The organism is Streptomyces sp. NPDC037401 (assembly GCF_055602345.1).
Window position 1 is genome coordinate 87,953 of sequence record NZ_JBVJWO010000006.1, and the last position, 13,215, is coordinate 101,167.

General features: G+C 74.7%; 10 protein-coding genes. 6 read left to right on the forward strand and 4 right to left on the reverse strand.

Annotated features, from left to right (window positions below):
* Positions 1-14 precede the first annotated feature (14 nt).
* The 5 genes from ACZ7H1_RS07480 (at position 15) to ACZ7H1_RS07500 (ending at position 4,591) form a co-directional block, all read left to right on the forward strand.
* Positions 15-1,280 (forward strand): class-III pyridoxal-phosphate-dependent aminotransferase, encoded by a 1,266-nt coding sequence (locus ACZ7H1_RS07480; RefSeq protein ID WP_470784545.1) that lies wholly within the window; start codon positions 15-17, stop codon positions 1,278-1,280.
* Between the two features lie 74 nt (positions 1,281-1,354).
* Positions 1,355-1,657 carry an acyl carrier protein gene (locus ACZ7H1_RS07485; protein ID WP_470784547.1) on the forward strand — a complete coding sequence of 101 codons (303 nt, stop codon included), beginning with the start codon at positions 1,355-1,357 and terminating at the stop codon, positions 1,655-1,657.
* Positions 1,654-2,919, forward strand: coding sequence for a beta-ketoacyl-[acyl-carrier-protein] synthase family protein (locus tag ACZ7H1_RS07490; RefSeq protein ID WP_470784549.1), 1,266 nt, complete (start codon positions 1,654-1,656; stop codon positions 2,917-2,919). Before ACZ7H1_RS07485 ends, ACZ7H1_RS07490 begins: the two co-directional genes overlap by 4 nt.
* Positions 2,920-2,937: 18 nt before the next feature.
* Positions 2,938-4,002, forward strand: coding sequence for an SDR family oxidoreductase (locus ACZ7H1_RS07495; RefSeq protein ID WP_470784550.1), 1,065 nt, complete (start codon positions 2,938-2,940; stop codon positions 4,000-4,002).
* Positions 4,003-4,072: 70 nt separating this feature from the next.
* Positions 4,073-4,591, forward strand: coding sequence for an NADPH-dependent FMN reductase (locus ACZ7H1_RS07500; RefSeq protein ID WP_470784552.1), 519 nt, complete (start codon positions 4,073-4,075; stop codon positions 4,589-4,591).
* A 373-nt stretch (positions 4,592-4,964) separates the two neighbouring features.
* Here ACZ7H1_RS07500 and ACZ7H1_RS07505 read toward each other — a convergent pair whose 3' ends face one another.
* The 4 genes from ACZ7H1_RS07505 to ACZ7H1_RS07520 all read right to left on the reverse strand — a co-directional run bounded on the left by ACZ7H1_RS07505 (position 4,965) and on the right by ACZ7H1_RS07520 (position 11,519).
* Positions 4,965-6,254 (reverse strand): anhydro-N-acetylmuramic acid kinase, encoded by a 1,290-nt coding sequence (locus ACZ7H1_RS07505; protein WP_470784782.1) that lies wholly within the window; start codon positions 6,252-6,254, stop codon positions 4,965-4,967.
* 5 nt (positions 6,255-6,259) lie between these two features.
* Positions 6,260-7,630, reverse strand: a complete 1,371-nt coding sequence (locus tag ACZ7H1_RS07510; protein WP_470784553.1) for an MFS transporter — start codon at positions 7,628-7,630, stop codon at positions 6,260-6,262.
* Between the two features lie 210 nt (positions 7,631-7,840).
* The gene (locus ACZ7H1_RS07515; protein ID WP_470784555.1) at positions 7,841-9,400 is read right to left on the reverse strand and encodes a DUF4139 domain-containing protein; all 1,560 of its coding nucleotides are present in this window, start codon (positions 9,398-9,400) and stop codon (positions 7,841-7,843) included.
* A 7-nt stretch (positions 9,401-9,407) separates the two neighbouring features.
* Positions 9,408-11,519, reverse strand: coding sequence for a DUF4139 domain-containing protein (locus ACZ7H1_RS07520; protein ID WP_470784557.1), 2,112 nt, complete (start codon positions 11,517-11,519; stop codon positions 9,408-9,410).
* Positions 11,520-11,877: 358 nt separating this feature from the next.
* On the opposite strand from ACZ7H1_RS07520, the gene ACZ7H1_RS07525 reads away from it, so the two are divergent.
* Positions 11,878-13,158, forward strand: a complete 1,281-nt coding sequence (locus ACZ7H1_RS07525; RefSeq protein ID WP_470784558.1) for a hypothetical protein — start codon at positions 11,878-11,880, stop codon at positions 13,156-13,158.
* The last annotated feature ends 57 nt before the right edge of the window (positions 13,159-13,215 follow it).

The window sequence follows — 13,215 nt, forward strand, 5'->3', positions numbered from 1 at the left end:
CCAGGAGGTCCCCCGTGGCTCCTACGTCCACGACCGCTCTGCCCACCACCGCCGCGGAAGTGTTCGACCAGCTCCGCCGTCACCAGTCCCCCAAGCTCGCCCTCACCGGCAAGTTCGCCGGCCAGGGAGCGGTGGAGGCCGGCGCGCTGGGCTCTCGCGTGACCCTCTCCGACGGCCGCTCGGCGCTCGACTTCGGCTCCTACGCAGTCGCCCTGCTGGGCCACCGGCACCCCGGCGTGGTGGCGGCGGTGGCACGGCAGCTGGAGGTGATGCCTACGTCGACGCGCAGCCTGGCCAACCCGGTGGCCGCGCGGGCGGCGGCCCTGCTCTCCGACTACCTGGGCGGCCGGCTCCCCAAGGTCTACTTCGGCCTGAACGGAGCCGACGCCGTCGAGGTTTCCGTGAAACTCGCCCGGCTCGCCACGGGCCGTGAACGGGTCCTCGCCGTCACCGGCGGCTACCACGGCAAGACCCTGGGCGCCCTCTCCCTGACGCACAGCCCGCTGTTCCGGGCCGGACTGCGGGGCGCGGTCGTCGACGTGGTCCACATCGACCCCGAGGACCCGTACGCCGTTCGCGCCCAGATCGCAGCGGCCCCCGTCGCGGCCGTCGTCTTCGAACCCGTACAGGGCGAGAACGGCGCCGTACCCCTGCGGACCGATGTCCTGCACCAGTGGTGCGAGGACGCGCACTCCCACGGCGCGTTCGCCATCGCGGACGAGATCCAGTGCGGGCTGCGCCGCTGCGGGGAGCCCTCGGTCGCGCTCGCGGACGGCCTGCCGGTGGACGCCGTGCTCGTGGGCAAGCCGCTCGGCGGGGGCGTGGTGCCGCTCTCGGCCGTGGTGTGCAGCGAGGAACTGTACGCCCCGCTGGCGCAGGACCCGTTCCTCCACTCGGCGACCTTCGGCGGCCACCCGCTGAGCTGCGCCGCGCTCCCGGCGGCCCTGGAAGCCGTCGAGGAACTCGCGGAACACGGCGCGAAGTTGTCGGCACAGCTCGCCGAGGGGCTGCGCGCCCTCGCCGAACGCCACCCCCGCGTGATGGCCGGACATCACGGCCGGGGACTGCTGTGGGGCATCGACTTCACCACCCCTGCGGCGGCCGGCGAGGCAGTGGTCGGCCTGGCCAACCACGGCCTGCTCGTCTCGCCCTGCCTGGGACGCCCGACCACCGTCCGGCTGCTGCCCCCGCTCGTCACCACCGCGGCGGAGCTCGAAGAGGCCCTGGCCATCCTCGACACCGCACTGCGCGCAGCGGCCCCCGCCGGGCTCCCCGGCTGACGCCCGCCGCCCGCACCACAACCACCACCGCAACTCACCACCACAACTCACCACCAGCTCACCGGAGGAACCAGGTGAACCCCACCGACGCCACCACCGCGTCTCCCGCATCTCTCCCGTCTCCGGCGTCCCCCGCCGACTACTTCGGCATCATCCGCGAGACCATCGCCGAGGTCCTGGGCACCACCCCCGACGCCATCACGGAGCGCACGGACCTGCGGGCCGAGTACGACGTCGACAGCCTGGAGATGATGTCGATCGGCGCCCAGCTCGAGCGCGCCCTCGGCGTACCGATCGCGGCCGAGGACCTGATGCGGGCCGAAACCGTCGGCCACGCCGTCACGCTCCTCACCGAGCGCGAGGCGGGCCGCTCATGACCCGGCAGCACACCGCCCCGGCCGCGGGCCGGGCCGCGGAGCGCCCGCGCGTGGTCGTCACCGGCATCGGCGTGAAGTCCCCGGCCGGCCTCACCCTCGACGAGGTCATGGAGACCGTCCTCGCGGCGCGCCCCGCCGCCGCGGTGCACACGGACCTGATCGACTCGGGCTCTCCCGTCCACATCGCCTGCCGGGTCCCCGAGTTCGACATCGACGCGTACATCACCCGCCGCGAGCGCCGCCAGATCGACCGGCCCACCGAGCTGGCCCTGTGCGCTGCCGCCGACGCGGTGGCGCAGGCCGGGCTCCCCGAGCTCCCACCCTCCCGGGTGGGCGTCCACCTCGGTACCGGTATCGGCGGACTGCCCACCATGGAGGGGCTCGTACGGGACAACGACGCCGACCCCACGGGCATGCCGGTGTTCTCCGTCCCCCGGACCATGGCCAATTCCGCGGCCGCCCGGGTGGCCATGCGCTTCGGCTTCCAGGGTTCCTGCGTCACGTACGCCACCGCCTGCGCCAGCGGCGCCACGGCCATCGGGGAGGCCGCCCGCCGCATCCAGTACGGCGAGCTCGACGTGGCCGTCGCCGGCGGGTTCGACTCCGCGGTGACCACCTTCATGCTCAGCGGCTTCTCCCGGATGCAGGCGCTGTCCACCCGCAACGGCGACCCCGAGAAGGCCAGCCGTCCGTTCGACGCCGACCGCGACGGGTTCGTCATGGGCGAGGGCGCGGCCGTGCTCGTTCTGGAGCGCCGCGACGCCGCGCTGGAGCGCGGGGCGACCATCCTCGGCGAGATCGCCGGGTACGCCACCAACGCCGACGCCCACCACATCGTGGCCCCGCACGCGGACGGCGCCGTCGCCGCCGCGTGCATGGCGCAGGCCATCGCGGACGCCGGGCTGCTGCCGTCCGACATCGGCCAGATCAGCGCGCACGGGACGTCCACCGCGGCCAACGACCGGTCCGAGGCCGCCGCCATCCACCGGTGCTTCAACGGTCAGGCCCCTCCGGTGACCGCCGTCAAGGGGGTCACCGGGCACCTCATCGGAGGCTCCGGAGCGCTGGAGGCCGCGATCGCCCTGGTCTGTGCCGAGCGGCGGATCGTACCGCCGGTCGCGAACCTCACCACCGCCTCGGAGGCCGACCGGATCGACGTGGTCGCAGGATCCCCGCGCCGCGTGGACGGCGCCCCGGTGCTCTCCAACTCCTTCGGCTTCGGCGGGCAGAACGTCTGCCTGGTCCTGCAGCCCTCGACCTGAACCCCCAGGAGACTTGCCATGCGCATCCTCGTCACCGGCGCCAACGGCGTCGTCGGCACCGAAGTGGCCGAGCACCTCGCCGCGGAAGCCGCCGGGGCGTCCGGGGCCGACGGCCGTACCGGCCCCGCCATCGTCCGTACCGCACGCCGTGCGGCCGGCGGCGATGCGGGCCCCGTGCCCTGGAACATCGGCGCCGAACCCGCCCCGGACGCCCTGACCGCACGCCCGTGGGACGTCATCGTGCACACCGCGGCGTCCACCCGGTGGACCATGAGCCGCCAGGAGGCCACGGACGCCAACATACGGCCCCTGCGCGAGGTGCTCGCGCTCGCCGGCCCGGACACCCACGTCGTCCACGTCTCCACCGCCTACGTGGGCGGAGTACGCGCCCCCGAGGACCTCAGGGGCGAGGAGTTCGAGGGCTACCGCAACGGCTACGAGTGGTCGAAGGCCGTCTGCGAGGAGATCGTGGCCACCGAGCACCGCGGACCGACGACGGTCGTCCGCCCGCCGCTGGTACTGGGCCGCCGCGGCGACGGCCGCATCTCCCGGTTCTCCGGCCCGTACAGCCTCTTCCCGGCGCTGGTCTCCGGCCTGGCCGCGGTGGTCGTCGGTGACCCCGACGGCTACGCCGAGATCAGCCCCGTCGACGAGGTCGCCGAGGTGATCGCGCGCGCAGCCCTCGGCACGGCCCCCGGGTCGCTGCGCACCGAGGTGATCTCGGCGGGGCAGGGCAGCATGCGCCTGTCCGACCTGGTCCGCATCACCTGCGACACCCTCAACGCCTTCCGTGCCGAGCACGGCGTCGACCCGATCGCGCAGCCCCCGACCGTGTCCACCGACAGCTGGAACCGCTTCTTCCTGCCGCTGGCCGCGCAGTGGCTCTCGCCCGTCCAGCAGGAGGCCGTGAGGCTGCTGGCGATGTTCCAGTCCTACACCAGCATGAGCGAGCCCTTCGAGCCCACGCACGAGGTCGTCGATCCGGGCGGGGTGATGGCGGCGTCGGTGCTGCACTGGGCGCGGAGCAAGCCCCGCCAGGCCCTCGGCCGTACGGTGCCGTGGACGCTGGTCAACGCCGCATGAGGACGGGGGGCGCGCCCCCACCTCGTCCGCCATCTCTCCTGCCATCCGCCCGAGGAAGGGACAACCCACCGTGCACGCCCTACTGATCAGCGGGAGCCCCCGGGCGGGTTCCGCCACCGCCGCGCTGGCCGCGCTGGTGGGCGATGCCCTGCGCGCCCGCGGCGCCACCGTGACCCCGCTCGAACTGTCGGGGCCCCCGGGCCCCCGGCTCCGGGACGCGCCGGGGGACTACGACGCCGTCGTCCTGGCCAGCCCCGTCCACCACGCCAGTTACTCGGGCCTGCTCAAGCTCGCGCTGGACGACGTGCCGGGCGACTGGCTGGCCGACACGGCGGTGGGACTCGTCGCCCACGGCTCCGGCCCCCGTACGGGCAGCGTGGTGTGCGAACACCTGCGTACGGTGGCCAAGGCGCTGGGGGGCTGGGTGGCACCGACTCAGATCGCCGCCTGCCCGGCCGACTTCGCCCCCGGCCCGCCGGGCACGGCCCCGGTGCCCGACGGGGCCCTGCTGCGGCGCTGCGACACCCTCGCAGCGGAACTCCACCGCTGCGCGGCCATGCTCCGCGCTCCGCTCCCGGAGCACGTCTGACTTCGATCGGGCGATGCCGGCCGCAGTCGGGCAGCCGCCGGCCGGCACGGCGGCGACCGCCTGCCGGATCAGATCGGCCGTCGCCCGGTCGGAGACCCGCACCACAGCCGCGCTCGACCCGAGAAGTTGCATGGTCGCCACTGGCGCGTAGGGAAGCGTGCCCGGCATGCGTCCAGGCTCCACGCTGATCGTGAAAGACCCCTGGCCGTCGGGGAGGAGTACCCGGCTCCCCACCACACGGGCCCCGGCGGGGAGAGGCCCGGCGGTCAGCGCGGCCGTGATGGCGGCCGCCGTGCGGCCCGCCCTTGCCAGCCGGGCACGAACGTACCGTCGCGGACAGAGCCGCACAATAGGTCTAGGCCAATACGTCAGATCATCCCGAACCGGAATCTCGCACCGCGGTCGGCACCACCGGGGGCCGCCCGGTCGCCGTGACCTCGCCGGAGGCGGCGGCGCCGACGGTGAGACGGGTGGGCGCAGTCGTCGGCCGCCCCGGCCCGGCCAGGGGCGGGCGACCGGGGCCGCCGGGGGTGACCGAGCCCAGGACGCTCGCGTGCCGGGCCCCGGTGCAGGAGGGGACCGTGCCGGCCAGGCCGTGCACGGTGAGCCAGCCCAGGACCGCGAAGGCGTACGCCTCCTTGGCGCCCGACGGCAGGCCGAGTTCGTCCGAGGTCCGCAGCGTCACGGGCCCCTCCTCGCCGCCCAGTTCCTCCCGCAGCCGGCGCATCAGCACCGGGTTGCGGGTGCCGCCGCCCGATGCGATGACCTCGGTCGCCCCGAACGGCCGGACGGCGTCGGCGACGGTCCGCGCCGTGAGCCGGGTCAGTGTGGCGACCACGTCCTCGGCGGGCAGCGGCCCGCATCCCTCCAGCGCCGCACGCAGGTACGGCAGGTGGAAGAGCTCCTTGCCCGTGGTCTTCGGGGCGGGCAGCGCGTAGTACGGGTCGTCCAGCAGCCGTCGCAGCAGCGGCTGGTGGACGCGCCCCTGCGCGGCGAGCAGGCCGTCCACGTCCATCGCGAACGCCTGCCCCGAAGGGTCGCGCCCGGCCAGTTCCCGTACCGCGGCGTCGATCAGTGCGTTGGCGGGCCCGGTGTCGAAGGCCAGCGGTCCGCCGCCCGGCCGGTCCGACGACACGACCGTCACGTTCCCGATACCGCCCAGGTTGAGGGCCACGGACACCCCCGGTCGCCCCCGCAGCCACAGGACGTCGACCGCGCTCACCAGCGGCGCACCCTGCCCTCCGGCGGCCACGTCCCGGGTACGGAAGCCCGAGACGACGGGGCGGCCGGTCGCCTCGGCGATCCACGCCGGCTCGCCAATCTGGAGCGTGCCGTGCACCCGGCCGGCCTCGGCCCAGTGGTACACGGTCTGCCCGTGCGACGCCACCAGGTCGGCCCGCCCTGCGCACAGTTCGGCGTCGGCCCGTACCGCCGCCGCGGCGAAGGCCAGCCCGATGCGGGTGTCGAGCCGGCACACAGCGGCGAGGTCCGTCCGCGCGGGCGGCAGCGCCGCGGCCAGCTCCTCCCTCAGGTCGTCGTCGTACGCCGTACTGACCATCCCCAGCGGCGTGAGCACCAGCGTCTCCCCGTCGAGAGCGATATCGGCGGCGGCCGCGTCGATGGCGTCGTACGACGTGCCCGACATCAGCCCGACCACGCGCAGGGCGCTCACCGCAGCGGCCGCAGGTGGTCGTCGCCGCGCAGGGTCAGCAGCGCTGCGGCACTGACCGCGCAGGCCGCCGCTGCGTAGTAGCCGGGGATGTCGACGTCCCCGGTCCGCGCGACGGCCTCGGTGATGATCAGCCCCGCGCAGCCGGAGAACACGGCATTGGAGAGCGCGTACGCCAGTCCGAGCCCCGTGCAGCGCACCCGGGTCGGGAACATCTCGGCCAGCATCGCGGGCCCGGGCCCCGCCATCAGCCCGACGACAGCCCCTGCACCGAGGAGCGCCGCTGCTTTCGCGTACCGCGGCACGCCGGGGTCCTGCACCAGGTCCAGCAGCGGCAGCGCGAGTACGGCGACCAGCAGCGCCCCCGCCGCCATCACCGTCCGCCGGCCGATCCGGTCGCTCAGGACTCCGGCGGGCAGGATCGACGCCGCGAACCCCAGGTTGGCCAGGGCGGTGGCGACCAGCGCCTGCTGGAACGTCGCGTTCAGCGTGCTCTGCAAGTAGGAGGGCAGCACCACCAGGAAGGTGTAGCCGGCCGCCGACCACCCCATCACCCGCCCGGCGCCCAGTACCACGGCCCGGGCCGTCTCCCCTGCGCGCGGCCGCGCCACGCCTCCGCTCGCCGTGGCTCCGGCCGACCCGTCCCCGCCGGCAGATCCGTCCCCATCGGCCGCCGCGACCACGGCGGGCGACTCGTCCAGCCGCAACCTCAGCCACAGGGCAGCGAGCCCCATCGGCAGCGCCAGCAGGAAGGGCACCCGCCAGCCCCAGCCGTGCAGTTGCGACGCGGTCAGCACGGTCGCCAGTACCGCCGCCGCGCCGGCGCCCGCGAGCAGCCCCAGCGCAACCGTGAACGACTGCCAGGCCCCGTACCGGCCCCGGCTCCCGGGCGGCGCGAACTCCGTCATCAGCGACACCGCACCGCCGAACTCCCCGCCCGCCGAAAGCCCTTGCAGGATCCGCAGCAACGTCAGCAGCCACGGCGCCGCCGCTCCGATCGAGGCGTGCGTCGGCAGTGCGCCGATCAGCGCCGTGGCGCCGGTCATCAGGCAGATGACCAGGATGAGCGTGGGCCGGCGGCCGATCCGGTCACCGAGGCGCCCGAACACCGCCGCCCCGACGGGCCGGAAGAAGAAGGCGAGCGCGAACGACGCGTACGTCCTGACCAGCCCCTCCACCGCGCTGCCACCCTCGGGGGTGAAGAAGTGCCCGGCGATGACGGTGGCGAAGCAGCCGTAGATGCCGAACTCGTACCACTCGATGAAATTGCCGACGGATCCCGCCACCAAAGCCCGGCGCGCCTCGGCCGGCCGGGCCGTCCGGGCGGTTGGAGCAGGCTGTACCACCGGACCGGCAGCGGGTGTGACCATGCAGCAAGCGTGCTGACAGCGCGCCCGTGCCACAAGCCCCATCCGCCATATGCCGTACACCCCGGCTGCGTCCCGTACGGGCCCGGTGACCCCGGGCGCGTACGGGCCTACCGCACGTATCGCTGTCGCACCGGGCGAGTTCGGTCGCCCTCCTCCAAGGGCAGGCCAACCCCGTGCCCGGCGGGCTCGTGTGGCGGGGCCGCTGGATGCTCAGAGGCCGGCGACCCTGGCTTTCGCCGACAGCTCGTAGACCAGGGTGACCGTGCGGCGGCCGCCGGGCGGAACGGCGATGTCCCAGCGGGCGATGCCGTCGGCGTCGAGCGCATCGGGGGCCGGGGAGCAGGCGTCGGCGTGCAGGCGTACCTCCACCGCGGCGACCTCGGCGACCGGGATCCGCTCGCGGAGGACGACGAGTTGTTCTCCGTCTTCCGCCGGGGCGGAAAAGCGGGAGACGTGCAGCCGGACCGTCCGGGTGATCACGGTCCGCTGGGCGAGTCCGGCCGTGTCTCGGGACTCCTCCGTGTCGCGGACCACCCGCCAGTCGTCGCTGCTGCCGAAGGCGAGCTCACCGACGGCGCCGGGGGCGGTGAAGTCCAGCGTGCCGCGGCCGCTGAATCCGCTGCCGCGGACCAGGTCCACGGGCCCGGCGAGCAGGGCGTGGCCCGAGCGGTTGTCGAACCGCACCACCTGGGTGACCAGCGGGGACAGCTCGGGCGCGCAGGCGTACTCGCTGCTCGCGGCGGTGGTGAAGGCGGAGACCGGCACGCGGTGCGCACGGCCGTCGCCGGGCACGGAGACGGGGGCGGGCGAGCGCAGTACCCGGGGCTCGCCGCCGTCGTCCAGCCCAGGCAGACCCACTACGGAGGCCGGGCCGAGGTGCCCGGTCTCCTCCTCGCGCAGCTCGACGTCGATGGTGCGGCGCTCCGCGACGGAGCGGTCCTTGAGCGTCAGCCGGTCCTCGGTCAGCCGCGGTGGTTCGGTGGCCAGTGCCGACCGGGCCGTCGACAGGGTCAGCCGTACGTCCGACCAGTCCTCGCCGGTGCGCTGCCAGACCATCGCCTCGGTCTCCACCGTCAGGGAGTCCCCGTCGAGCACGGCCCGGTAGGCGGGCCGCCACAGCGCACACGGGGTGAGGTGGCTCAGGCGCAGCTCGGCCGGGCCTGCGGCCGCAGCGTCGACCGTCAGCTCGATGTGGCCGACCAGCTCGGCGGGCTGCGCCTCGGTGAGGTCCAATGCCTGCCGGGTGGCGCCGAGTTCGGCTTCGAGGGCGGCCAGTTGAGCTTCGACGGTGTGGAGCCGTTCTCCGGACGCACCGCGCTCGCCGTCCACCCGGTCCAGCTCGACCGCCCAGCGGGCCCCTTCGGTCTCTCCGTGGCCGACGCCTTCACCGATCTCGCGCAGCAGATCCGCCGCGAGGCGGCCGAGCAGGTCGAGGCGGGCGGTCAGCCGATCGCGCTGCCGCCCGAGGGCGAGCCGCTCCGTTTCGAGGGTGTGCACGCGGTGACGCAGGACGGAGTCGTCGCCGGAGGGCACCGGGCCGCGCGGCGTCCAGCTGCGGACGATCCGCACGTCGAGCAGGGTGGCCGGATGGTCGGCGGTCAGCTCGGCGTGGAGGGTCCGGTCGACGGCCAGCGCGCTGACCGGTCCCAGACGCAGCCGCTGGACGCCCGCCGTCAGGTCGAGCACGGCGGAGCGCTCGACCTGGGCGCGGTCTTCCAGGCAGGTGACGGCCGTGACGGGGAGGGCGATCGGCTTCGGGGTGGGGGACACGGTTGGGTCAGCTCCTGCGGTTGCCGCCGGCCAGGGCCTTGCCGGACGGGATGCGGATCTCGTAGCCGCCGTCGAGGGCGGTGCTGCCGCCGGCGGGCAGATCCACCCGCCAGAAGCGGGTACCCGGGGCGTACTCCTCCGGCCCCGCGTCCTTCTCGGGAGCCGTCCAGTCGGACCGCTCCTCGATCCGGACTTCCGGTTCGGTCGTGACGGGCACCCGCTCGCGGACCTCGACGGTGACGGGCCTCGCCAGCCGGTTGGCCAGCTCCACGTGCACGCGGTGGGCGAGCACGGTGGTGTTGTTGCGCAGGCCGGCGGTCGACTCCTGGACGTGGACACGGCGGGTGACGCGGATCCCCTCGGCCGGCCCGAGCCCGACGCGGCGGACAGCGCCCGGGGCGAGCGTGGGCAGCGCGGCGGTCAGCAGGAACTCGTCGTCGACGGTGACCTCGACCGGGCCTGCCAGCAGGGGCCGGTCGGTGGCGTTGGTGAGCACCAGCGTCGCGTACACGGTCTGCTCCACGGACGGCACGCAGAGGTACTCGGCGTGGAGACCGACGGGGATCTCGGAGATGGTGACGGTGTGCCAGGTCCCGTCGGACGGGATGTCCGCGCGGGCCGTGGCATCGAAGCGGTGGTCGAAGGAACCAGCCGACTCGCGGGGCCGCACGGCGTGTCCGGGCAGCGGCAGAGCAGCCACGGATCCGGCGAGGCGCCGTTGCTCGGCCGTCGCCGCGTCGAAGGGCATGCCGGGGAACAACCGGCCCCTGCGGCCGCCCTGTTCTCCGGGGCCGCACAGGACGAGGGATGCGTAGTCGAGCTCGGCGCCGGTCGGCTGCGGCGGGCCTGCGGCCGGAAGCGGCGGGGGTGGGGGTGACGGCGCGGCTGCGCCCGGTGCGGCCGGTGCGGCTGCGCGGGCGGCTGCGAAGGACCCGCCGGCGAAGCCCTCCGGGGAGGGGCCGCTCGGGCCACCTGGCGCAGCGAGCGGCGGCGGGGCGCCGTATGCCTGCGTGACCGGGGCCGGGGCTCGTACGCGTGCGGGGGCCGGAGCGGGCGGTTGTGGCGGAACGGATCCGGCCGAAGTGACCGGGGGTGCCACGGGCGGGCGCCGGGCCGCGAAAACCGCCGGTGGGACGGCAGCAAGTGGGACGGCCGGGGCAGGAGACGGTCCCGGGCCGGCGGCGTCGTACCCGGCGAACAGGTCGGCGAGGCCCGCCGGCGGCTCGCGCCATCCGCAGGGCGCGGGGGCGGGCTGCCGGCGGCCGACGCGGATCGAGCGGAGCCTCGGCAGGTCGGTCCTGCGCCGCAGGTCGGCGGTGGCCAGGGCGATCCGCACGCCGGTCCAGTCCTCGCCGGTGCGCTGGGCGAGCGAGGCCCGCAGCGTCAGTCGGCCGTGGCTGTCGCCCTGGCGGTGGGCGAGGCGGTAGGACGGCACCCACACGGCGCCCGGCACGCCGTACTCCAGCTCCACCTCCACCTCGAGGTCTTCCGTCTCGAGGTCACCGGTTCCGTCGAGAACGAGGACCGCGGAGACCGTGGTGTCCACGTGCGCTGACGGTGTGTCGGTGGAGGCGCGGGCGAACCGGTCCGCGGCGGCCGTGAGCTCGTGCTCGGAGCGTTGCAGATCCCGGTCCAGCTCGACGAGGCGGGAGTGCAGCGCCGTCAGCCGGTCGTCGACGAAGTCGGCCAGCTTCAGCCACGCGTCGACCGGAGTACGGCGGTGCGGGTCCTCGGGGTTGCGGTCCGGCGGGACGGGGCGCAGGTTCCTGATCTCTTCGATCAGGCCGATCTGCCGGTCCCGGCGTCGTTGCGCGGCCGCGTGCTCGCCGCGCAGCCGCTCCACCTCACGGCGCAACGCGTCGGGTGTGTCGGTAACGGCGCCCGGACCGAGGGGCTCGGCCCCGACCTCCACGCGGGCCTCGGTGACGCGGATCCCGGGGGCGCCCAGGACCCGGGCCCGCAGCGAGTCCGGGTCCACCGAGCGGGGCAGCCCGGTCACCCGCACCCGGCCGTTCGGCGGCACGGTGCCGCGGGCCAGCCGGTGGCAGAGCGCGCCTTCCGCGTACACCACGACCGAATCGAGGGTCGACCCCCAGCGCTCTTCCGGCTCTGCCGTCATGTGCTCCGTCCCCTGCCCTCGTGCTGAGCGAAGCCTAGCCCGAGGGGCCCGCCCGTACGCATGGAGTCGCGAGGCCGGCGGACTACGGCGCGACCGGATGCGCCGGGGCTGCCGACGACCGCTCCGTGGTCGGCCGCACGGATCTCGGCGTACGCGTACGCGTCTCGCCACGCCTCCGCGGAGGCGTCCGCCGCCCGCGTCGCGATGGACGCCCGCAGCCCCGGGCACGCGACGCCTGTCGTGCCGCGGGCTCCGGCACCGTGACCCGACTCCCGCGTTGAGCTGGGGCAGTGTCAGTGTCGGTCGCTAGCGTGCTGGTGTGAGCGGTCCGGGACGGCCGGGCCAGGGGCGAGGGGGAATGGTGGCAGTCTTACGGACGCCGGTGGCGGGCGAGGTGGACGTCCACTACGGCCAGATCTGCGTCGAGAGCGACCCGTATCACCCAGGGGCCGCCTTTAAGGGGGCGTTCGCCGGGCAGAGCACGGGCCTGTGCGGCGCAGCCGTACCGGGCACGCTCGTGCTGATGACCGGCCTCCACACGGGCAGCGTCGCCTTCACCGTCGAGGTCCACGACCGGGCCCCGCATCTCGACCCACCGTGGGAGGACGTCGTCGAAGTGTCCTTCCGCCCTCTGTCGGAAAGCAGCGGCCTCTTCGAGTGGGCGGGCGAGTCGCGGGAGCTGAACCTGGAGGTGAGCGACTACCGCGTGCGCTACTGCGCCAGGGGCATGGATGCGGCCCGTCGGGTGGACACGCGTCTGGACGACGAGCCCCTGCTCGACTCGTACCTTCTGCAGTTCTGGCCGGCCCCGGCCGCGCCCGACCGCCTGCTGCGGCACACGTCGGAGATCGCCGCGTACTGGCACGCCTGGGCCGCCCGGCTCCCGCCGCCGCCCGCCCCGGCCGAGCGCGCGGAAGCCGAACGCCTCGCCCGGCCGGCCCGGGAGGAAGCCGAGCGGGAACGGGCCCTGGCCTACGAACGGTGGACGTGGGGCGGGCAGTTGCCGAGCCCGGCCCTGCGTCGGGTTCGCGGCAACGTGAGCGGTCTGCTCGCGTTCGATCCGGCACTCGTCCACGCCCTCGACGCCGCCGGACCGGACGTCCAGCGCGCCGTGGCCGTCATGGCCGCCCACCGCGCCTGCGAAGCAGCCGGCCTCCACGGGCTCGACTGGATCGCCGCAGGACTCGCCGCCCTCACCGACGGACGCCCGCTGCCACCGCCCCTGGACGATGAGGAACACGCCTTCCGGCACCTCGCATCCGACCCGCGTGTCCCGGATCGGGACGTCGGCGAAGCCCTTCCCCCGGAACGCCCGCCCCTCGACCTGCCCGCCGACGACGAGAACGCACCCTCGCCGGGGCCCGTGGAGCCCGAAGAGGCAACACTGTGGTTCGTCGGCCCGGCCGCGGCGTACGCAGCACTGCACTCCCCGGAACAGGCCGCGCCGCCGCCACCGCCCCTGCGCTGCTCCCAGCCGCACATGGCCCTGCCCGCGCTGCTCGCTGCCGCACACCCCGACCCGCTCGAAGCCGCCATCGACGCGGTGCACGCAGCCGTCTCCGCCTTCGGTGAAGACCATCCAGCGCTCCTTGCGCAGGCTTGGGCCACCTGCCGCAGCACTCCTCGGGCCGACTGCTGAAGGTTGGTCCCGGCATGATCGCTGCGCACCACCCACCAGAACTCGGACCGCTTCCCC

What these genes read in the sequence shown, in the direction of transcription:
- ACZ7H1_RS07490 (WP_470784549.1), top strand. Translation starts at nt 1,654, where the DNA reads ATGACCCGGCAGCACACCGCCCCGGCCGCGGGCCGGGCCGCGGAGCGC.
- ACZ7H1_RS07495 (WP_470784550.1), top strand. Translation starts at nt 2,938, where the DNA reads ATGCGCATCCTCGTCACCGGCGCCAACGGCGTCGTCGGCACCGAAGTG.
- ACZ7H1_RS07510 (WP_470784553.1), bottom strand. Translation starts at nt 7,630, where the DNA reads ATGGTCACACCCGCTGCCGGTCCGGTGGTACAGCCTGCTCCAACCGCC.
- ACZ7H1_RS07520 (WP_470784557.1), bottom strand. Translation starts at nt 11,519, where the DNA reads ATGACGGCAGAGCCGGAAGAGCGCTGGGGGTCGACCCTCGATTCGGTC.
- ACZ7H1_RS07525 (WP_470784558.1), top strand. Translation starts at nt 11,878, where the DNA reads ATGGTGGCAGTCTTACGGACGCCGGTGGCGGGCGAGGTGGACGTCCAC.